Raw genomic sequence first — 21,045 nt, forward strand, 5'->3', positions numbered from 1 at the left:
GGGCCCGCGGATCAGAGTTCCCGCAGGCGGGCCTCAAGGCGACAGGTGTCGCTGGGGCTCAACGGTCGGTAGATCTCCCATGCTTGGCGGTAGCGGCGGCGCGCCTCGGGCGCGTCGCCGCGCAGTTGGGCGGCCTGGCCGAGCATTTCCAGGGTGCGCGCCTGCCAGTGCTGGGACCCGGATGCCCGGAACTGCTCCAAGGCCCCTTCGAGGAAGTGGACGCTCTCCGTCTCGTTCCCCAGGGACGCCGCGGCCTGTCCCAGAAAGGCGAGGGCGCGCGCGGCGTCGTAGGAGTCGCCGGCCGCGACGAGGTCGGCGTGCGCCCGTCTGAGGTGCTCGGCCGCCAAGGAGTGGTCGTCGCGGGCCAGGGCGGTCTGCCCCAGACACAGCCGGGAGAGGGCGGCGCCGCGCTGGTATCCGATCTCCTCGCGCAGCGCGAGAGCGCGGGTGAAGTGCGCTTCCGCCTCCCGGACTCGGCCCTCGGCGAGATCGGCGTTGCCCAGTCCGTTGAGGGCCTGCGCCTGCTCGCGTACGTTCTCGTCCTGCTCGGCGTTGCGCAGCGCGCGGGCGTACCAGTCGGCCGCCTCGCGGTGCCGGCCGGCGTTGCGCAGACCGGCACCTCCTGAGGTCAGCATGCGGCTCTCGGCGCGACGGTCCCGCACCTGGCGGGCGGCGGCCAGTCCCAGCCGGTGCGCGTCGATCCACAACTCGGCGGGACGCAGCCGGAGGAAGAGTGGCCACAGGGCATCCACCAGCTGCCAGCACGCGCCGTGCCAACCGGCGGCGGCACTGTGCCGGACCGCCGCTTCGAGACCGGCGCGGTGGGTGTCCAGCCAGGCCAGTGCGTCCTGCGCGGCACCGAACTCGATGGGGAACTGCGGGCGGTACGCGTCGTCGCGGGCCAGGGTCCGATGACTGGGGGTGAGCAACTCCTCGGCGGCGGTCGCGGCGGCCAGGCACCAGCCCACGTAACGCCGTACGAGTTCTTCCCGAGCCGCTGTGCTCTCTTCCGCCTCGCCGCGCTGCCGGGCGTGCCGGCGTACCAGGTCGTGGCAGCGGAAGCGGTTCGGACCCGTCTCCTCGAGCAGATTGCCCTCGATCAGCGCGTCCAGGTCGCGGCCGACCTCGGCGGGTGGCCGTCCGATGGCCGCGGCGACCATCTCGCGGTCGTAGGTGGGAGCGGGGAGCAGCCCCAGGCACCGGTACGTCGACGCGACCGACGGGGCCAACAGCCGGTAGGACTGGTCCAGTGCGGAGCGCACGGCGGCCTCGCCGTCCACGTGGAGGGCGTCCAGGGACCCGTGCCCCTGGGAGAGCGTGGCGGCCAGCGCGGCGAGGGACTGCTGGGGATGGACCGCCAGTTGGGCCGCGGCGACGCACAGGGCGAGTGGTAAGTACGCGCAGAGCGCCACCACTTCGCGTGCTGCCTGCGGATCCTGGACGGTCCTCAAGCCCGCCCCGCTGCTGGAGAGGAGGTCCAGGGAGGCGTCGGTGGCCAGCGGCTGGAGCTGGTGCAGCGTGGCCCCGTCCGCCAGCAGGCCGGTGAGGTGCCCGCGGCTGGCGACCGCGACCAGACTGCCGGCGCCGGACGGGAGGAGGGGGCGCACCTGTGCGGCGGTGAGTGCGTTGTCCACCATGATGGCCAGTCGTGATCCAGCGGTCAGCGTGCGCCACAGCGCCGCGCGCTCGGCGGTCTCCACTGGGACCGACGATGCTCCGATCGACCGCAGGAAGTGCTCCAGGACGTCACCGGGGGTGACCGGGTCGGCGTTCGCGTAGCCGCCGAGGTCGACGTACAGCTGGCCGTCGGGGAAGTCCGCCGCGCACTCCTGCAACCACCGGGAGACCAGCGCGGTCTTGCCGACTCCGGCCAGTCCGCTGACCACCATCAGCTGTACGGCGGATGCGGGGTGGGCCGCCCGCATACCGTGCAGCGCGCGGAGATCGTCCGTCCGATCCACGAAGTTCGCGCGTGAGGGCGGAAGTTGACGTGGGGTCGGCGTCGGCAGCTGGTCCGTCGGGGGCTGGTGGAAGTGGACTCCGCCGCGGATCTCTCCTGCCTGAACGGTGGGGCCGTGCAGCGTGGCCGATCCGCCGATGCTGTTCGCCCGGCCGGACCGTGGCGTGTGCCGCGACAGCCAGGCGAGCACGGCGGTCCGCACCTGGGCGTCACCCGCCGCGCTATGGGCCAGCGCGCGGGCCAGGAGCGGAAGGAGCACCAACGGATCGTCCGCGGCGTGCACTTCGGCCCACTGAGGGACAACTCCCGGATTCTGCACGGCCGCTGTCCGCACGAGTTCTCCCAGTTCGCGCCAGGCCAGCGCGTTGCGATCCGCGCTACAGGGAATCATGGCCGATAACAGCGCCATGGCCATGTCAGTTTCCAACATCTTCTCTCCTACACCCCGCCCCGGTTGGGCGCCACCCCGTCCCGCGAATGCGCAGGTGGATGGTCCGTCGTGCTCCCAGTTCAGGTATATCTACCCTGGATATGCCACACGTTCGCAATCGATCATCAGACATCCAATTTCAGACCTAACTGCGGCTGAATGTGGCCGTGAATATGCCGGAGGTGCCATTCTCGTGTGCACGGCAGGTCGTACCGGCGGGAGGGGGCGCTGGTGGAACTCCGCATACGATTGTTGGGCGCCGTCGAGCTGCGGGTGGGTGGCGAACGTAGTCGGCTCGGCTCGGCCAAGGAACGCAGGGCCCTCGCGGCGTTGGCGTGGGACGCCGGCCGAACGGTCAGCATCGACACCCTCGTTCACCGCATCTGGGACGATTCGCCGCCCACCAACCCGCGAGGCGCCCTGTACGCGCTCATCGCCCGTATCCGCAGGACGTTGGAGGCCCTCGCCGGAGACCGGGCACCCGCGCTCACCAACGGCACCCACACCTATGCGCTGGAAGTCGACCCGGACGCCGTGGACCTGCGGCGCTACCTCAGCCTCCTCAACCAGGCCAGCTGCCTGGCCGACAGCGACAGCGGCCGGGAGGCGCTGCGCTTCCTGGAGGAGGCCGCCGCACTATGGACCGGCGACCCCTTGGCCGGCATGCCCGGCGCCTGGCCGGAGGACCTGCGCAGCACGGTCACGGAGCGGAATCTGGCCGCCGCCCAGCTGCGGGCCGGCCTGGCGCTGCAACGCGGGCGCTACGCGGAGGCCGTCGCCGAACTGCTGCCCTTGGCCGATCGCCACCTCGCGGATGAGTTGCTCCTCGGGCAACTGGCCGTCGCGCTCTACGGATCGGGACGCCGTGGAGAGGCCACCCGCTGGCTCCAGCGCTGCCGACATCACTCGCTGAGCGAATTCGGAGCCGAACCGGGCGAGGGAATGCAACGCATCCACCGCGGCATCCTGACGGGCGCGCCGGTCACCGCGCTCATCCCGTCATCCAAGGACGGCAACTCGGACGCGCCGACCCGGACCCCTCCCGACACCCTGCCCGGCGACGTGGTCTGGGTGGGGCGCGACGCCGAACTGGCCCGCCTCACCGGCGCGCTCAGCGGTGCTCATGGGGAGACCTCCGTCGTTGCCCTGGAAGCGCTCGACGGCATGGGCGGCGTCGGCAAGACGGCGCTGGCGGTGCACGCGGCCCACCAACTGCACGACCGGTTCCCCGATGGCCGGCTCTTTCTGGACCTGCGCGGCAACACCGCGCTGCAAGCCCCGTTGACACCGGCCGAGGCGCTGACCGAGCTGTTGCGTCAACTCGGCACTCCGGGGCGGGGGATGCCCGAGGAGCTCGACGCCCTGATCGCCCTGTGGCGTACCACCGTGCGCGACCGTCGCATCGTGGTCGTCCTCGACGACGCCGCCGGCCCGGAGCAGGTCCGCCCCCTGCTTCCCACCGCGTCCCCCGCCCTGGTGATCATCACCAGCAGAAGGCGTCTCGCCGGACTCCCCGGCGTTCGGCCGATCTCCCTGGACGTGCTGCCGGATCAGGACGCCATCGCCCTCTTCCAGCGTCTGATGGGCGAGCGTGCGCCCGACGCTTCGGAGGCCGCCCACGTCGTCCGACTGGTGGGCCATCTCCCCATGGGCATCACCCTGGCCGCCAGCCGTCTCCTGACCCGGCCGTCGTGGAGCGTCGCCGATCTGATCGACCGCTTCAACCGGGCAGGGGGTCGGTTACCAGAAATCCGCAGCGGGCAGACGGAGTTGTCACAGGTCTTCGCGGTTTCCTACCAGACGCTGAGTGCCCGGCAGCAGCTGGCCTTTCGCCGCCTCGGACTGCACACCGGATCGGAATTCGGATCACCGGCGGCCGCGGCACTCATCGGTCTGCGCCTGGACGAGACCGAACGCGTACTGGAAGACCTCCTCTCCTACCACCTGATAGCGGAACCTTCTCCGCACCGTTACCGCCTCCACGATTTACTCCGTGAACACGCCCGAACTCTCGCCGCTCGTGAACCTGAAGAGGACACACGAGAGGCCGTGGGGCATCTCATCGACCACTATCTGCACGCGGCGGACCGGGCGGACCGCCTTGCCTTCCCCCACCGCGCCCGTATCGCCATCTCCGACAGCCCCCTGCCCGAGGGCTCCGGACGAGTCATCGAATCCTGGGTGGGCACCGATCCGCAGCAGTGGTTCACCGTCGAGGGCCCCAATCTGCTCGCCGCCCTGGAATACGTCCGCGCCCACGGAACCCAGCGCGAAGTGGCGCTGCTGACACACACGCTGGCCGGGTTTCTCGACAACGAGGGATATCTCGCAACGGCTGAGCCACTACTGCGACGCGCCGTCGCGTTCTGGCAGGGCGCGGACGACGACGGTGCGCTCGCCCGCGCACTCCTGGATCTGGCCGGAGTGGCCACCCGTAGGTCCGACTACGACGTGGCGATTCGCGCCGCATCCCAGGCATTGAAGACGTCTCAGGAGTTGCGCGACGGAGAACTCGAAGCCGAATCCCTGCATCTGCTCTCCATACCTCACTGGCATGCGGCGAAGTACCGGGAGGCATTCGACTACCAGTGGCGGGCACTGAATCTGCGGTTGCGGACCACGGACCGCCTCCAACAAGCCAGGTCCTTCAACCTGCTGGGCATGACGTCGTTACATTTGGCGCGGTACAAAGAGTCATTGAAGTTCTTCCTGGAGGCACTTTCTCGTTTTCGCGAGGTCGACGATCGACGCGGCCAGTGGATAGCGCTCAACAACCTCGCTGAGCTGTACAAGGAAGTCGGAGATTTGGAAAGCGCCCACCGCGCCTACCGGCAGGCGATCAGCCTGTCGCGCGCCATGGGCAGCAAAGGCGAGTACGCCACGCTCCAGATGAACCTGGCGAGCACCCTGCACGCCGTCGGAAGGGCTGACGAGGCCCTCGACCTCTTCCGGAAGGCACTTCCGTCGCTACGCGGCATGGGCGACCGACGCAGCGAATCCATCGCCACCAACGGGATCGGCCGCGCGCTCCACACCGTAGGCCGCAGCGAGGAAGCACTCCCTTACCACACGGCAGCGCTGGCACTGGCCCGCCGGATCCACGCGGCGCAGGAAGAGGCCCAGGCGCTCCGCGACCTCGGTAGGGCGGAGCAGGCCACCGGTCGATTCGTCCAGGCAAGCGCACACCTCGAATCCAGTCTCGCCATCAGCCAGGAGATCGGTGCCCGGTCGGAGGTGTCCGAGACGCGGGAGACGCTGGCCGACGTGCGGCGAATGATGCGGCGACGTAACGAAATTTAGGCTCGCCGAGCCTGCGCGTTCTGCTCGCGGCCTTCGAGCGCGGACGAGGCGGACTCGTCAACGCCTGGCCACATTTTGAGATGTGGATGGGCACCCTTATGGTGTGATCGACGTCATGGGCCGTCAGCGTTGATGCCGCTGACGCGTACTGACGCCTGTCCCCCTTGTGTCACTTTTTTCGAGGAGAAGTTGAGCGTGCCCCGAATTGGCGCTGTGGTGCTATTCGCCGCCCTGGTGTGTATCCCGTATGTGGCCTCCGCTTTCACGATGTCGGGCACGCACGCGGCCTGATCCCGCGCCGGAAGGGGAGCCTCTCTTGACCGGCCCTCCCCGCAGCCGGTCGACCGGTGTTCGGGGCACGGCGCGCGCGCCGACGAGCACCGGCGCGTCCTGAGCGATGAACGGCGCATACGACGCGGGCAGGTCGGCGACGGCCCTGAGCCGCGTGCGGCCGTCGGCTAGGGGAGGATACCGTGGGCGCGAGCGGCTGCCAGCCAGACGGGGAACTCCCCGAGTAGCCGGTCAAGCGTTCGCCGTCCGGGAGGGCGCGTGGGGTGGTGCCGGCAGGGAAGAAGCCGGCGTTGTCCACGATCCTGCCGCCGGGACCGGGAGTTCGTCCAGCCGGCAGAGGAAGTCGAACTCCCGCTGCTGGGGGTCGCCGAAGCCGATGAACTGCCAGAACAGCGGCAGACCGGCCGCCTTGCACAGCCACTTCTCGGCGGCGGTCCGACTGGTGGACCGACCGTCGGTCTGGAATACCACCAGTGCCGGCGCGGTCGCCCCGGAGGCGAGATAGTGGTCGAGTACGGCGTCCATCCCGGCCTCGTAGTGGGTACGCCCTATGCGCCCCAACTGCTCGTGGTAGGCGGCCACGCGCCCCTGGTCGCCGTTCGGGCTGATCTCGTGAACCCCGTCGACGTCGATGGAGAAGAACACCAGCGGCACGACCGCGTCGTCGTCCAGGTGGGCGGAGACCGCCAGGACCTGTTCGGCAAGGTGCTGCATCGTGCCGTCCTTGTAATACGGCCGCATCGAGCCCGACCGGTCCGGCACCAGGTACACTGCGGCCCGCTGCCCCTGTAGCCCGTGCTTGCGCAGGCCGACGCCCGCTTGTTTGTAGAGGCTCACCAGCGGCGGCGCGGCCTCCTGCACCTTCTCCAGACTCAGCGGACCCATCTCGACCAAGCGCCTTTCCCTCCGGGCGCCTACGCACCCCGGCGCCGGAGCCGTTCGCCGTACGTCGCGCGCAGCGCGCAGCGCGTGGCCAGGCAACGCCGCCACCGCACTGTGTGGACCCGGAGCGCGAGGACGAGCGGTGCCAATGGCAGCTCACCCCTCGAACGCCAACGTCCTGCACATGGAGCTGTGCGTGCTCGCCGACGAACACGAGGGCGACTGGGGAGTGTTCACCTATCTCCCCAAGCTGACCTTCACGGCCGATCTCCAGTGGCGCCGTCGGTTCGCCCGGGCCGCCGACGACCTCGCCGGCGACCTCGAACGTGGGCGGTGGCCGGAGCCCACCTGCACGGCCGAGGAACTTGCCCTCCATCTCGCCCTCCGCGACGCGGACGAACGAGGAGACGAGGAGCACGCCACCGGTAGGCACGGCAGGCTGCCCGTCCACCGCTACGATTACGACTTCGACACGTGCTCCGAGGTGTTCTTCCAGGACTACGACGTGTTGATGCTCTACAGCGCCCGGTTCGACGGGATCGAGGACCCGGACGACGAAACGAACCGGTACATGGGTATCGGTGATCTCCGCCCCGCGGCCTGGTTCGACCCGTTCCTGAACGTCCCTGCTGCGGACCCCCACCGCGGGTTCCGTCGCTCACTGCGCCGACTTCCGATCCGCTTGGTGGCCGTATGCACCCGGCAGGGCGGCGCTGGTGCCTGACTGCCTGTCCGGGGATCGCTCAGGCAGTCAGGCTCTTGCGGCGGACCCGGAGGGAGTACGTGGTGCCCTCGGGGCCGCTGCTGCTGCTCCACCCGACCGAGGTGGCCACAGCCCAGCCCTTCTGTTCTCGCATCTGCGCGGCGAACACGTCGATGTTCTGGATCTTGCACCCGCATTCCAGCGAGACCTCGATGCCGATGTAGGGGCTGCGGGGATTCTGCTCGTCGCCCGATTCGGTCCATCGGACCTGGTGCACGTGCTCGGCCAGCCCTGTCCGCCGCACGTCGTGCTTGATGCCATGGGCCTTGGCGTACTCGTCCAGATCGTCGATCACGAACAGATGGCTGGACCACTCTCCCGGCCACACCGCGTACAGCTTGGACTCGCCGGCTACTGCTCGCTCGTACGTCTCCTGGTCCGTACCGTGGGTGACGCGACCGTCCTGGTGGATCTCGATGTAGCAGGTGGTCCGTGCGGTGTAGGGGAAGTCCCGTCCCGCCGCCGCAGCGCTTCTCGGTTCCATCGCAGGCCCTCCCGATACGCCGGCCCCCAGACTTGGGGCCACTCTCACCAAGATCTTCTCCCAGAATTCTCCCAGACGATCACCAAGAGGCTGGAAGGGGCTGATCCTCATTGAGGGACAGACCCTTGACCTGGTCTCATGAGAAGGCGCTTTTGTGGGTGGGCGAGATGGGCACGTGACCTGCAGGTTTGCTTGTGAGTGCAGGCTATGTGCCCGTTCTCCCGGTGTTTTCGGGAGGGGCGGTCAGTCCTGCGCCTGGCGTTGGCCTGGTAGCAGTCGGATGGCGAGGACGGAACCGTCGGCGCCCGCATGACCGCGCTCACCCTGCGGGCCGCCGACCGCGCGGTGATGATCCTGCGCGGACTGCCCCGGGGCATGCTGTGCCCGAGCTGCTTCGAAGGCGTCCTCTACCCGGCCTACGACTGCCCTCGCATGACCTGCCGACGCCGGCACGCCGATGTCCGCCCGGGCACCTTCGGCCTCTTCCGACGCCGGTGCGCCTGCGGCGAGCGGATACCGATCTGCTGATGCTGATGAGCAGGGACGCCCGGCTCAGCGGCCACTGCGGGCACGAACACTGCGGCAAGCCGATGAACCCGGACGCCGGGCACCTGCCCGAGCTGATCCTGCCGCTGATCGGAGGCCGGGTCGCGGGCAAGACGCAGCTGATGGCGGCAATGGTGAAGTCCCTGGAGAACACGGCGGAGGACGGGGGGTCGGCGATCCGGCTTGTGGACCCTGAGTTGACTGCCAGCCAGCGGGTGCTGAACGAGGTCTTGGAGATCCAGGGCCACACCCGCCCCACCCAGAAGACGCTGCCCCGAGCCCATTCGTTCGTCCTCGGCACCGGCCGTGCCGAGCGGCTGGGGTTGCGAAACCTGGTGAAGGCGATGGATCTGGAATTCGGCGAGGTCCGGTTCTTTTGCACGGCGGCCGTAGCGGACCAGATGGGACTGGTGGAACCGAGCACTGCGGCTTTCGCCGAGTGGTGCCTGCGAGAGTGAGAGCGCCGCGACATGTGGGATGGGATAGGGGAGTTGGTGAAGTCCGGGCCGGTCAGGACGAAGGCTCAGGGGGCACTTCGCGCCGGTTCCTGCGGCTCGCTTTTCGTGGCCGCGACATGTGCCACAACGGATCAAGTTCGGCGACGCGTTCAACACCAACGACTCGACACATCACCACCAACCGTGCGGGACCTCGCTGAGCAATCCGGTTGCCTTAACGGAGCTCAGCGCATGTGAGTGTCGATAACGCGAGCCGCCATCAGCGCTCTCGAAGTATCCATGACAGTAGGTGCGTTGGGGATGACGGTCCCGTCGCTCGCTCTGGCGAAGCAGTTGCCAACTCCCCTGAGGACACCCAGGCGGCCGTCCTGGCCGGGGCCATCTTTGCAGTCCCCGTTCTCCGCCGTACCCGCTCCTGCGTGGAGACGTGCAATGGCGGGTGCAAGCCGCGCATCGGGCAGAGTACCCGGTCGGGGAACTGCACCGGGTGGGTCAGCCTCCAGGCTGTGGGCGGGGATAGGTTCCATGGAAGTGACGTGCTGCCGCACCGGAAGCCGGCGTTGGTCAGCGTCCGAGATCGGCGTAGCGCACGACCTGGATGGCGAGCCCGATGACCATGGCCGCCTCTGCCACCGAGACCAGGATCAGCCACCACTGCATCGGACCGAGCAGCCAATAGACGGTGAGCGCTGCGAGCGGGGCCACGCAGAAGGTCAGGAGATCCACGACGAGCTGAATCCGCTTGCGGGAGTGACGATGCGTGTCGCGACGGTGTGCGGATTCCCAACCGAAGACCTTGGTTCGTTCTGGTGTGAGTTCCTTGAGACGGGGGGCCAGTTCATCTCGTATATAGCGGCCAACGGCCGAGATCTTCTCGTCGTTGACCAGGTAGGTCCAGCCGAGCATGACCGACAGGGGTGGCAGCATGAGCAGCAGTTCGAGATGGCCGCCCCGGGCCAGCGTCGAGCCGACGACCGCTGCCATGACGCCGAGGGTGGCATAAATGAGGTTGTCGCGGAAGCCGATACGGGCCCGCTGTTCCTGCTTGATCTGTTCGTACTCGGCGAGCAGGAGTTGACCGGTGTCGATCACTGTTGTTCATTCTCCAGTCGGGCCAATTGGGCCGCCAGGGCTCTGAGGCCGGTTTTCTCGGCGCCGCTACGGAGCCGGGACAGATCGGGGAACTCCAGGCGCAGTTGGCGGGCCAGGCGCGCGATGGCTTCCTCCGCTTCCTGCCGGGTGACCTGCCGCCGAGAGCCGAGGCGCTGGTCCAGACGTTCCAACAGAGCGTGCTTGCGTGGCGTCTCCGCAGGGCACCACACCCGGAAGAAGCGGTGGCCCGCCATGCGGTAGGTGCCGATTCGGGACACCGGGAGCCCGTTCTCGCCGAAGGCGGTGGCGGGCAGCGCGACCGACCAGGTGCCGTCCTCGTCCTGCTCCGGGGCGACCGAGTCGATGCCCTGGTCCCGGAGCCAGTTCCGGGCAGTCCGCAGAACGCGCTCGTCCGCCTCCTCGCCCCCCTCCTCGTTGTCGAGGGCACTGATCAGCTCTGGAGCACGGGCGCAGAGCTCGCTGAGCTCCGGGTCGTGCGCGGCCCCTGCCCCTGCCTGGCCGTAGACCAGAAGTCCCTTCCGGCCGCGCACCAGATAGACCGGTAGGAAGACGAGCTTCTCGCCCAGGCTCTCCAGTGAGTCCAGGGCGACGGGCAGATTGAACCGGGCCCGATCCTTGCGCTCCTTGAGCCGGTCCAGGGCTGAGCGGTCGAAGCCGGATGTCACGTGGATCGGGGTGAAGCGCGGGTAGCTGTCGCTTCGCGTCGCCCCGGCCAGTTCGTCAGCGGACAGCAGGGTCACGACATCTTCGTCGTAGTGGGCCCGGGGCAGCGGGGTGCAACTCAGGGCCTCGAAGTACAGCCTGCGGCGGTCTTGATGGGTGATCACATAGCGGATGTCGTCGTCCACGGAGCGCTGCCCCAGTGGCGTCAGGGAGAGACGGCCCGCGGACTCGTGAAGATGGCCGATCGCGGTCAGAAAGCGCACGGCCTGCGCGACCAGGGCACGGTCCAGGGCGAAGAACGCGGCGAGTTCGTCGACCGTGTGCAGGGCGCCGTGACGCAGCCCGCGCTCAAGGAAGCGGTCGATGAGGAAGAAGTCCTCACCCTCGGTGATGTCGGCGCGGATCTCCACCTGCCAGACCGGCAGCAGAAGAGCGTAGAGCCGTGTGGGGACGATGCTTTTGCCGAAGGCGGCATCCTCCAGGACCCGCTCCTCGGGGAAGGGCATCAGGCGCTGGGCGGTGGTCATGGCCGGTCTCCTTCCGAGGCCGGGCCGACGCCGTGCGCCAGGTCCGGGACGACTTCGTCGAGCGCCGTCATGACGTCCCGGTAATCCCGCAGGTCGCCGCAGTCGAGCAGATGCCGGTGCAGGTCCTCGATGAGAGCGCGGAAGCCGGGGTCGTCTGCACGAAGCAGGGTGCTCAGGTCGCCTGTCAGCACCAACTGGCTCTTGGCGCGAGTGAAGGCGACGTTGGCGCGGCGCAGCTCTTTGAGAAAACCGATCCGGCCTTCGGGATTGCTGCGCGTGAAGCCGTAGAGGACGACCTCGCGCTCCCCTCCCTGGTAGGAGTCGACGCTTCCGACCGAGGCATCCGCGAGCTGGGAGTCGCCGATCAATGGGGTGAGGTGCTGGACGACCTCCAAGCGCTGTGCCAGGTAGGGGACGATCACCACCCACTCGGAACCCCGCCCGTGGTAAAAGGCGGCGAGGCGGGCCAGCAGACGCGCCTCACAGGTGTTGAAGGAGCCCCTGCGGCCGCGGCTCTCGGTCCGGCGTCCGTCCGACTCGCGACGTACGTGGTCGGGCAGTGCGGCGGTGTCGACGAAAGCCATCGGGCTCGCGAACAAGGGGTCGGCGTGCCGGTGTTCCTTCTCGGTGAGCAACGCTCCCCGGTAGAAGGCGGCCGAGATGAAGTCGGCCACCTCGGCGGGCATCCGACGCTGCCGGGTCAGCTGGACGATGTGGGAAGAGGGCAGTTCGGCACGCAGTTGCTCCAAGGCGCTCTGCGAAATGAGCCGGAGCAGTTCGGGGTCGCCGATGTCTTGTCCCCATTCGGCCACCGCGGAGTCGAGGAACGGCGGCAGTTGTCGGTCATCGCCGACCAGGACACCGCGGCGGACCCGGCTCAGTGGCACCAGCGCGTCCGCGACACTGATCTGGCCGGCTTCGTCGACGATCCCCAAGTCGAAATCGACACCGGACAGTTCGGACCGGGAGGCGGTCCCGATGCAGGTGGCGCCGACCACCTGGGCATAGCGGACGAGTTCGGGCACCAGTTGACCCGTGTCCTGGCCGATCGCGGCTTGCCATTGCCGGGTGAGTTTCTGGCGTTCGGAGAGGAGCGGCAGCCATGCTTCCAACTGTCGGTGCAGGGCGTGGAGGGCGCCTGCCGCATCGGCCGGATCCGCCGGCCGAGTGGGCGTGGGCACGCCCGCCATGACCGTGCCGAGCACCCGGACGACCATGTCGGCAGCCTCGTAGGCGGAGTGCAGGCTCTCGCTGAGCCGACGCTCTGCCGCCTGACGGGCGGCCAGCGCCGAGCCGACGGCGGGGTCCTCGCGGACCGCGCGGTCCGCCTCGGCGCTCGCTGCTTCGGTCTGCCGGCGCAGCTCAGGGCTCTGGGCATCCAACCGTTGGATCTCGTGCGACGCCGCGGTGAGTTCTTCTTCGCCACGGCGAGCCCGGGACCGGTGCAGTCGACCGGTCAATCGGGCGTTGGAACGCTGCCGCTCGGACAGCACCTTCGCCTGGAGCCGCAAAACCCGTTCGGCGAGTTTCTGCCGGGCCACCGCCCTTTCGTTCTCCTCGCGTCGGAGTGAATCCAGCCGCTCCCGGGCCGGTGCACTGGCCGCTTCGATCGCGTCTTGCAGACGCAGGGCCGCGGCCTTCTCGTTCCGGGTGAGGTCGTCGACGTCGCGGAGCCGGGCGGCGAGCTCTGCCGTCCATGGCGCGGCTGCCTCCGCCTCTTGGTACGCCTGCGTGCGCTGGAGCATGGCGTGTCGGATTCCCTCGGAAAGATTCTCCGACTGTTCTTCCAGGAGGAGTGGTTTCACATCGACGTGGACCTTGCTCTCGTCCCCGACCCGGATCACCACGAGATCCCGTGGCAGCCGGGCCAGGACGTTGTCCACGGCGCGGTTGGTGTGGGAGGTGACGAGGACTCGGCCGCCGCCGGTGGCGGCCGTCAGGGCGGTGGTGTGGGCGATCTCGGTGATGGTCCGGGTCTTGCCGGTACCGGGCGGGCCGAGCACCACCAGCAGGTCCTCGGTGGTCAACGCCCTGCGAAACGCGTCGAGTTGTTCGGGGTCGAGCTCCTCATGCGGCCGCGCGGTCGTGGCCGGGATGTTGCGTACGCGGTGCTCGACCAGTGCCGGGAGGAGCCCCGGGTTCTTGGTGTCTCCTGCGCGGAGGGCCGCTACCGCCTGCCGCTGCTTGTTGAAGACCACGTTGCTTGGGATCAGCTCCAGCGCGCCGCGCGTCGGCAGCCGTTCCCACGACGTGGGATGGTCGAAGCGGACGGTGACGGAACTTCCCGTCGTCCGGCTCACCTTGCCGCGGGTCTCCGTATCGCCCTGAATGCGGACGAAGGCGCCGACTGCTGGCACCCCAGGCCCGATGAGCTGGAATTCGTATGCAGACTGCGGAGTACTGCTACGCCTGCCGCCGGTGGCCGTCAGGCGCTGATACGGGAAGGGGGCGGCCTCGCGCTCTTCTCGGGTGGTGATCTCCTCGGTTGCGTCGATGAGCCTGTCCACCGTGCGGAGGAACTCCGACTGGTCTGCGCTGATGGAGGCGGCCTCTGGCTGCTGCGTCTGCGATTGTCCGAGCCGCTGCCAGGCCCCTTCAAGGTCCTGCCACTGGGAGTCCGAGCCCTCCGGCACCGCCCTCAGCTCGAATACCATCTGCCAGGCGGGAGGGCGCACGAGGAGACAGGACCGAGCAAGACGCGCGTGGTCGGCGAGGCGCAGCGGGTCGATGTGCTTGACGAAGTAGCCGGTGCCTCGGTTCGTCGCCTCGAGGCGTAGTCGGTACGTACGTGTGTGGACCAGCAAGGATGGTTTGTACCTGCCGTTTCCGGAGCTGACGCTCACGGCAGCACCGCCATCGAGCTGGTTCAAATCGTGGATGATCTGTGGGACGTCGGGCGGCAGCCCGGCGCTGGATTCGGCTTTCGCACGGAGCTGTTCGTCCAGCGTGCGCCCCGGGACGAGTACCAGCGGAGCGCGTAAGGCGACGGTGGTGACAGACAACGGCGCTCCTCAGCGCTGGGGCGGCGGGACGGACGTCAGTTCGCGGGCTGCGGCGAGCAAGGCGAGACGCAGTGTGCGGACACCTGGGCGCGCGGCCGGGTCCTGTTGCAGTGCGCCGCTGACCGCGTGGCCGAGGCTGGCTGGCACGGAGGCCGAAGGGCGGTAGGCAGGCAGCCCGGGGACGGGTGGTCGGCCGGCCAGCGCTTGGTACAGCAGCGCTCCTACTTGGTAGACATCGGTGGCGGGTCCGGGGCGGACACCGGAGCCGTACCGCTGCTCAGGAGCCTGATAGGGCCCGGGGTTCTCGCCCGGGCGGGGTGGCACGGCGGCGAGGCCGAAGTCCCGCAGCGCCGTGTGCGACCGGTTCATGACGACTGAGGTCGGCCGGAGCGCGCGGTGTGAGAACCCCTCGCCGCTCAACCGATCGAGCACGACGGCGACCTCGGCGAGCCCCGTCACGATCGTCCACAGCCGCATTGGGTCCGTCGGCGCTGGCGGCTCGGGCAGCAGGTCGTGCAGGGTCGGCAGGGGCCGGCCGAGCTTCGCGTCGGCCGGCCAGGTCAGGGCCAGGGTGACTGTGTTCCCGTGACGGGCCAGCTGTACGACGTCGGGGCCACGGAAGGCACGACACAGCTTGGCCTCCTGCTCGAGTGCGGCCAGAGGGTCGAAGCCCGGGCCCGGCAGTGGCTGTGCGCACTCGACCTGGCGCAACCAGACGTAGGAACCGCGGGAGGCCTGGCCGGATACCACACGTGCCACTGCCTGACGCCGTACCACGTCGCCGTCCCGCGACTCCTGGAGGAGGTCCTCGGGCCCTTCGTACAGCAGGTATTCCCGTTCTTCGACTTCGACGACGGGCCGACTGTCCCAGGCTGTGGGGCTGGACAGGCGGTCGGGTCCGGACACCGTTACGACAGGGGGTCCCGGGGGCCGCTCTTGGGCCGGTCGCCCGACGGGGCGCAAGTCGCGCAGCACCCGCAGCGCGAAGGCGGCGGCGTGCCGTGACGCCGTCTCCTGAGAGCCCGCGGCGTCGGACGCGGCCTTGCCGGGGCCGGCGAAGTCGCTGATACCGCGAACCGACAGCATGCGCACCGTGCGGTGCATGCCGGCCGCGTGCGCGACGCCCTGGCTCTCCATGTCGACGGCCACGGCGTCGTTGTAGTGGCTGCGGATGCGGCGGGCCGTCTCGGATTCCCGGGAACCGATAAGGACGTCGCCCGAAGCGATCGGCTCGAAGTGAACCTGGGGTGGCGCGACGGGCTGCGGCCCTGGGGTGAGGAAGGCCCACGGCTTGTTGCGGCGGGCGGAGCGCACCAGCTGATCCATGTCGTGCGACGGTCGCCAGGCGTCGGGCCGGGCCTCGAACCCGTCTACGCTTTCCCGACCGCCTTGATAGTCGTAGACCTTCCTGGCGACCACGACGTCACCGAGGCGGATGTTGTCCTTGAGCGCACCGGCGACGCCGACGAAGAACACGGCCTCGGCGTCGAAGTACTCGATCGCGGGCTGCGTGACGAGCGCGGCGCGGGTGTTGGTGGGGCCCGTCTCGGCCAGAGCCACTTCCCAGTTGAGGCCGGGTATTCGGCCGACGTCGAGGAGGGTGCCCTGCGGCAGCTCGATCTCGCGAACGTCCTCCAGGTGCTGGCGGACCGCCTCGTACTCCACCTGTAGGGCGGTGAGCACGACCACAGTGGGCCGCCGACTCCTTGCTCCCCCCAACGTAACCCCTTACCTTCACGGGATCTGCGACTCCACCCCCGGCTCCCGCCGACGAATCCGTCCGGCACCAGAGGCGGAGCGAAGGACCACTCTAGCCCGTACGTCCCGGAGCCCATTCGAGAACCAGTTGACTCCGTCGACGCACCTGGGCGTGACACTACGGACGGCATGGTCCCGGTGCGGTGTCCGCCTGGTGCGGTTCGCTCTTGCTTCTTTCGTTCATGGGCTGACGTGTTGGCTGCGAGCGCTGGGCTGCCGCGGGAGCCGGGGCTCGGGCGGCAGCCCAGGGTGGGTGGTGACGTTCAGGTGATCAGTCGCGCGGCTGCTTCGGGGCGTCGGACGCCAGGAGGCGGCGGACCTGGTCGAGGAGTGCGCTTGCGTCCGGCTCGGACGTGCCCTCGTCGAGACCGCTGCCGCGGAGGGCGTCGGCGATTTCCTTGAACTGGACGTCCCAGTCGTTCTGGTAGACCTGCTCGTGTTCCTCGGCCCCGTGCGCCTGGCGGAGGCCGATGGTGCGGTCGACCAGCTTGCCGATCAGTGCGGTCATGGCGAACGAGAACAGGCCGATGACCAGCACGGCCACCAGCTGTTTGCCGAGCAGGTCCCAGCCGCCGCCGTAGAGCAGGCCCTTCTTGCCGGTCATCGTTCCGGTCGCCGCGAGGCCGACCATCACCATGCCGAACAGCCCGCCCCAGCCGTGGATGCCGACCACGTCCAGGGTGTCGTCGACTCCGAAGCGGTACTTCCAGCTGATCGCGAAGGCGCAGGTCAGACCGGCCAGGAAACCGATCGCCACGGCCCAGAACGGGGTCACATCGCCGGCGGCCGGGGTCATCGCGACCATGCCGGTGACGGCGCCCATGCTGATGTCGAGCAGACCGACCTGGCGGGTGCGCCAGTAGCTGGTCACCGCCCAGCCCGCCATGGCGGCACCGGCGGCGAACTGGGTGTTGACGAAGCCCATCGCCGCCGCCCCCGGCACGCCGAGGGAGGAGCCGGTGTTGAAGCCGAACCAGCCGAACCACAGCAGGGACAGGCCGATGACCACCAGCGGCAGGTTGTGCGGGCGGATCGGCTGGCGCTCGAAGTCCGCACGCCGCCCGGCGACCGCGGCGAGCGCCAAGCCGGCCGCGCCGGAGGCGAGTTCGACCACCGTACCGCCGGAGAAGTCGACGGCCCCGAGGTGCTCGGACACCCAGCCGTCGGGTGCGAAGACCCAGTGCGCCATCGGGACGTAGACGAGCAGGGTCCAGGCGCAGACGAAGACCAGCCAGCCGTTCATCTTGGCGCGTCCCGCCACCGAGCCGCTGATCAGCGCGACCGTCACGATGGCGAAGGACATGTGGAAGACCGAGAAGGTGACCGTGGGTATGCCGCCGGTGCTGCTCTCCAGGCCCACGCCGGACATGAAGACATGGCCGAGCCCGCCGATCAGCCCGAGCCCGCCGGCGTCCCTGCCGAAGGCGAGGGAGTAGCCGAGTGCGAACCAGATGATGCTGACCAGCACCACACAGCCGAAGCACATCTTGAGCATGGTGATGACCTGTCCGGTCTTGACCATGCCGCCGTAGAAGAAGGCCAGTCCCGGGGCCATGAGCAGCACCATGGCCGCGGCCATGATCAGCCAGGAGGCGTTGCCCGTGTCGAAGATGTGGGGCATGTCAGTTCCTCGATTCGACGGGCCGAGGGTGAGCAGTCGTCACTTCTCCTGCTCCCGTCGCTGGAGGACCTCCCGCAGCTCGGCCAGCAGCTCGGCGTCGGCGCTGCCGGAACCGGGCTCCGCGGCACCACCCGGGCCCACGGCGACGGGGACCCGGGCCTGCGCCAGCCGCCGGCGGATCTCGGCGATGGTCTCGTCGTCGTACGCCTGCTCCTCCTCCGCGCCGGGGACGTGCTCGTAGTCCTCGGCGGCCCGGAAGCCGACCGTCCGCTCGATGGCCTGGGCGATCAGCCAGGTCACGCCGAAGGAGAAGGCCGCGCACACCAGCGCGCCGACGGCCTGGCGCCACAGCAGGTCGATGCCACCGCCGTGGAACAGGCCCTTCTTGCCGCTCATCTGGAGGGTGGCGAACAGGCCGATACCCAGGACGCCGACGATGCCGCCCCAGCCGTGCACGCCCACCACGTCGAGGGTGTCGTCGTAGCGCAGCTTGTACTTGACGTTGATCGCGAAGGCGCAGACCACGCCCGCGACAAAGCCGATCACCAGGGCGCCGATCGGGGAGACCTCACCACAGGCCGGGGTGATGGCGACCATGCCCGCGACGGCCGCCGAAGCCACCCCGAGCATCTCGACGTGTCCGAGCCGCCACTTCTCGATCAGCGGCCAGCCGACCATCGCGCCGCAGGCCGCGAGCTGGGTGTTGAGGAAGGCCATCGGGGCGCTGCCACCGGATTGCAGCGCGGAGCCGGCGTTGAAGCCGAACCAGCCGAACCACAGCAGCGCGAGACCGATCACGACCAGCGGCAGGTTGTGCGGCCGGATGGTCTCTCGCTCGAAGTCCTTGCGCTTGCGGACCACGATCGCCACCGCGAGGCCGGCCGCACCGGAGTTGATCTCCACCGGCATACCACCGGCGAAGTCCAGCGCGCCGAGGTGGGCGGTGACCCAGCCGTCGGGCGCGAACACCCAGTGCGCCATCGGGACGTAGACGAAGAGGGTCCACGCCAGGACGAACCACAGCCAGCCGCGCATGGTCGCGCGACCGGCGATGGAGCCGCTGATCAGGGCCACGGTGATGATGGCGAAGGCCATCTGGAAGCCGGAGAAGATGACGGTGGGGATGGAGCCGTTCAGGCTGGTCATCCCGATGTCGTGCATCATCCAGTGCGCAGGGGAGCCGATCAGGCCCCAGCCGCCGACGTCCTTGCCGAAGGCCAGGCTGTATCCGATGGCCAGCCAGAGGAGGGTGACCAGGGCCAGGCAGACGAAGCTCATCTTGAGCATGACCAGCACATGCTTGGTCTTGACCATGCCGCCGTAGAAGAAGGCAAGGCCGGGCGTCATCAACAGCACCATGGCGGTACTCGCCATGAGCCACGCGGTGTTGCCCGTATCGAGAGTGGTAGACATCCGAGTCTTTCCGGGTAGGGGCGCCGTGCTGATCGGCACGGTGGCGGTCAGGCAGTGGGAGCGGGGTGGGCTGGGTGTTGCGGGTCGGCACGCGCGCATCACGAGGCGCGCATCACGGCATGTGCATGACGACGTGCGCATGACGATGTGTGCATCACCAGGGGCGGTACGCCGATCGGAGCCGGCGTACGGCATCAGGCACCGGCGGACGGGCGCGGTAAGCGTGGGGGAGTGGGGGCCGATACGGCCGCGTGCGTGAGATCCCGGCCCCGGCCCACGGTGACGGTGCGGAATGCGGGCTCCGGATGCCCCTGGCCGGATCGGGGAGCCGGTCTCATCTCTCGATCTCCAGTGGAGCGAGATTCATGGCGGCGCTCCTTCTGCGGGCGCGGGGACGTCCGCCCGTCGGAGCGTGCGGCACCCTGGCAATGTATTCCGTAATGCGGAAAATTGGTTCCGTTTGGAATGCAATGTAAGGGTGGCCAGCGGGTTCGTCAACGTATGGCTGAAGGGCTTGGGCTTTTCTTTATCTGTGGCCGCAAGCGAAAGTGGGCTGACGAACGGTCAGTTGAGGGGGATCGGCGGTTGCAGGCTGGTGGGTCCGGGGGGATCTGCCCGCCCTGTCGACAAACGCCGGGATAGTGAATGAATCGCGAGTATTGTGCCCGGTTCGGATTCTTCCTGACCTGACCGACCACAAGATCGCCTAGACGGTCACGGCCACAGCCACGCCACGGCCACAGCACCGGCTCTACAGCCGCTTGGCGTTGCGCAGCAGCTGTGCGTAGAAGCCGTTCCCGTCGAGCCGTGAGACCCCGCCCTTGTCGCCGATCGTGGGCCCGTTGACTTCCTTGCGGCTGGAGATGAACACCTTGTGGCCCTCGGTGTCAGGTCCCAGGTACAGGCCGACGTGGTCGAGGCGGTTGCCGGTGTGGTGGTCCATCTTGAAGAAGACCAGGTCTCCGGGCTGGAGTACGTCGATGTTCTTCGGCCGCTCGTACCAGGGGGCGGGGCCGGACAGCGGGATGATCTCGGCGCCGAGGTCCGAGCGGCCCATGCCGTTGGCGGTGCGGGGCAGCCCGTTGCCCTTGTTGTCGGCGGAGGCCAGCGGGTAGCGGGCCCGGTAGCCGAAGACCATCCGCATGAAGCCGGAGCAGTCGACGGCGCGGTAGCGGGCCGCCTCGGGCTGCTTGGTGGTGCCGTCGCGGAAGGTGTAGCGGACGCCCAAGTAGTCGAAGAAGTCGGACTGTTCGAGCAGCGGTGTGCCGCGGTGCTTGGCCAGGTCCGGGTTGACCGGGCCGAACTTGGCGTCGCCCGCGTACGTGGTGCCCGAGCCGTCCTTCTTGTCCGGCGCCCCGCTGACGTACTGGAAGGCGATGGCGAAGAGATCGTCCTCCCGGCTGCCGTAGTACTTCTTGAACCAGTCCTGGAACCACTGCTCCTTCTCGGCCCCCGCACGCCATGGCTCGGGCATCAGACGCGCCCAGTCCTCGGTGACCACTCGGGTCGCGGTGTTCTCGGCTTCGCTGAAGGTGCGCGAGGGGCCCCTGAGCGTGGCGGTGCGCGACCTGTCCGTGAAGGTGGCCAGGACCTGGCCCTGCTCGCCGCGCAGCACCGTGCGGTCGGGGTTCTTCAGGCGTTCCCAGCTCTGCCTGCCGTCCTGTCGGCCGGAGCCGGACCCCGGGAGCGGGCTGTCGGTGACGGCCTGGGGCCGGGGCGCCTTGTCCCCTTCGTCCTTGCGTAGTTCCACGGTGAGGTACGCGCTGCCTCCCAGCAGGGCGAGGACGGTCAGGGCGTGCAGGAAGGGGCGCTTGTTGTGGGGAGACATGGGGTG

The 21,045-nt window shown here is 68.8% G+C and carries 13 protein-coding genes and 1 pseudogene; 4 read left to right on the plus strand and 10 right to left on the minus strand.

Translation table 11 applies throughout. The features are described 5' to 3' along the window. Positions 1 to 11: 11 nt before the first annotated feature. Positions 12 to 2,219 (minus strand): tetratricopeptide repeat protein, encoded by a 2,208-nt coding sequence (locus RZ84_RS32665; protein ID WP_241777970.1) that lies wholly within the window; start codon positions 2,217 to 2,219, stop codon positions 12 to 14. Positions 2,220 to 2,621: 402 nt separating this feature from the next. Between RZ84_RS32665 and RZ84_RS32670 the strand changes: the two genes are divergently transcribed. Further along, complete coding sequence (locus tag RZ84_RS32670; protein ID WP_043271528.1) at positions 2,622 to 5,690, plus strand: AfsR/SARP family transcriptional regulator; 3,069 nt, start codon at positions 2,622 to 2,624, stop codon at positions 5,688 to 5,690. A gap of 458 nt (positions 5,691 to 6,148) precedes the next feature. Here the strand turns inward: RZ84_RS32670 and RZ84_RS32675 are convergent. Further along, positions 6,149 to 6,866, minus strand: a pseudogene (locus RZ84_RS32675) (VWA domain-containing protein). Positions 6,867 to 7,011: 145 nt separating this feature from the next. On the opposite strand from RZ84_RS32675, the gene RZ84_RS35380 reads away from it, so the two are divergent. Next, on the plus strand, positions 7,012 to 7,587 hold the full coding sequence (locus tag RZ84_RS35380; protein ID WP_052230321.1) for a hypothetical protein: 576 nt from the start codon (positions 7,012 to 7,014) through the stop codon (positions 7,585 to 7,587). A 19-nt stretch (positions 7,588 to 7,606) separates the two neighbouring features. Here the strand turns inward: RZ84_RS35380 and RZ84_RS32685 are convergent, their stop codons facing one another. Further along, positions 7,607 to 8,110, minus strand: coding sequence for a hypothetical protein (locus RZ84_RS32685; RefSeq protein ID WP_043268074.1), 504 nt, complete (start codon positions 8,108 to 8,110; stop codon positions 7,607 to 7,609). 309 nt (positions 8,111 to 8,419) lie between these two features. Here RZ84_RS32685 and RZ84_RS42105 point away from each other — a divergent pair, with 309 nt between their 5' ends. Together RZ84_RS42105 and RZ84_RS32690 are read left to right on the plus strand one after the other, a co-directional pair. Beyond that, the gene (locus RZ84_RS42105; protein WP_052230322.1) at positions 8,420 to 8,638 is read left to right on the plus strand and encodes a hypothetical protein; all 219 of its coding nucleotides are present in this window, start codon (positions 8,420 to 8,422) and stop codon (positions 8,636 to 8,638) included. Further along, positions 8,638 to 9,114, plus strand: coding sequence for a hypothetical protein (locus RZ84_RS32690; RefSeq protein ID WP_052230323.1), 477 nt, complete (start codon positions 8,638 to 8,640; stop codon positions 9,112 to 9,114). The genes RZ84_RS42105 and RZ84_RS32690 overlap by 1 nt, the downstream gene beginning before the upstream one ends. A 564-nt stretch (positions 9,115 to 9,678) precedes the next feature. Here the strand turns inward: RZ84_RS32690 and RZ84_RS32695 are convergent. The 7 genes from RZ84_RS32695 to RZ84_RS32725 all read right to left on the minus strand — a co-directional run bounded on the left by RZ84_RS32695 (position 9,679) and on the right by RZ84_RS32725 (position 21,039). Beyond that, positions 9,679 to 10,206, minus strand: coding sequence for a hypothetical protein (locus RZ84_RS32695; RefSeq protein WP_043268076.1), 528 nt, complete (start codon positions 10,204 to 10,206; stop codon positions 9,679 to 9,681). Beyond that, positions 10,203 to 11,417 carry a hypothetical protein gene (locus tag RZ84_RS32700; protein ID WP_043268078.1) on the minus strand — a complete coding sequence of 405 codons (1,215 nt, stop codon included), beginning with the start codon at positions 11,415 to 11,417 and terminating at the stop codon, positions 10,203 to 10,205. The genes RZ84_RS32695 and RZ84_RS32700 overlap by 4 nt, the downstream gene beginning before the upstream one ends. After that, positions 11,414 to 14,221: a DEAD/DEAH box helicase gene (locus RZ84_RS32705; RefSeq protein ID WP_157878975.1), complete on the minus strand. Its 2,808-nt coding sequence runs from the start codon at positions 14,219 to 14,221 to the stop codon at positions 11,414 to 11,416. Before RZ84_RS32705 ends, RZ84_RS32700 begins: the two co-directional genes overlap by 4 nt. Positions 14,222 to 14,428: 207 nt before the next feature. Then, positions 14,429 to 16,108 carry a phosphorylase family protein gene (locus RZ84_RS35390; protein WP_052230325.1) on the minus strand — a complete coding sequence of 560 codons (1,680 nt, stop codon included), beginning with the start codon at positions 16,106 to 16,108 and terminating at the stop codon, positions 14,429 to 14,431. A 340-nt stretch (positions 16,109 to 16,448) separates the two neighbouring features. Continuing rightward, complete coding sequence (locus RZ84_RS32715; RefSeq protein WP_043268080.1) at positions 16,449 to 17,798, minus strand: ammonium transporter; 1,350 nt, start codon at positions 17,796 to 17,798, stop codon at positions 16,449 to 16,451. Between the two features lie 39 nt (positions 17,799 to 17,837). Next, entirely contained in the window at positions 17,838 to 19,211 is a 1,374-nt protein-coding gene (locus RZ84_RS32720) for an ammonium transporter (RefSeq protein WP_043268082.1), read from the minus strand. Positions 19,212 to 19,962: 751 nt separating this feature from the next. After that, positions 19,963 to 21,039 carry an NlpC/P60 family protein gene (locus RZ84_RS32725; RefSeq protein WP_043268084.1) on the minus strand — a complete coding sequence of 359 codons (1,077 nt, stop codon included), beginning with the start codon at positions 21,037 to 21,039 and terminating at the stop codon, positions 19,963 to 19,965. Positions 21,040 to 21,045 lie beyond the last annotated feature (6 nt).

Origin of the sequence: Streptomyces sp. CT34 (assembly GCF_000805335.1) — a bacterium.
GTDB lineage: Bacteria > Actinomycetota > Actinomycetes > Streptomycetales > Streptomycetaceae > Streptomyces.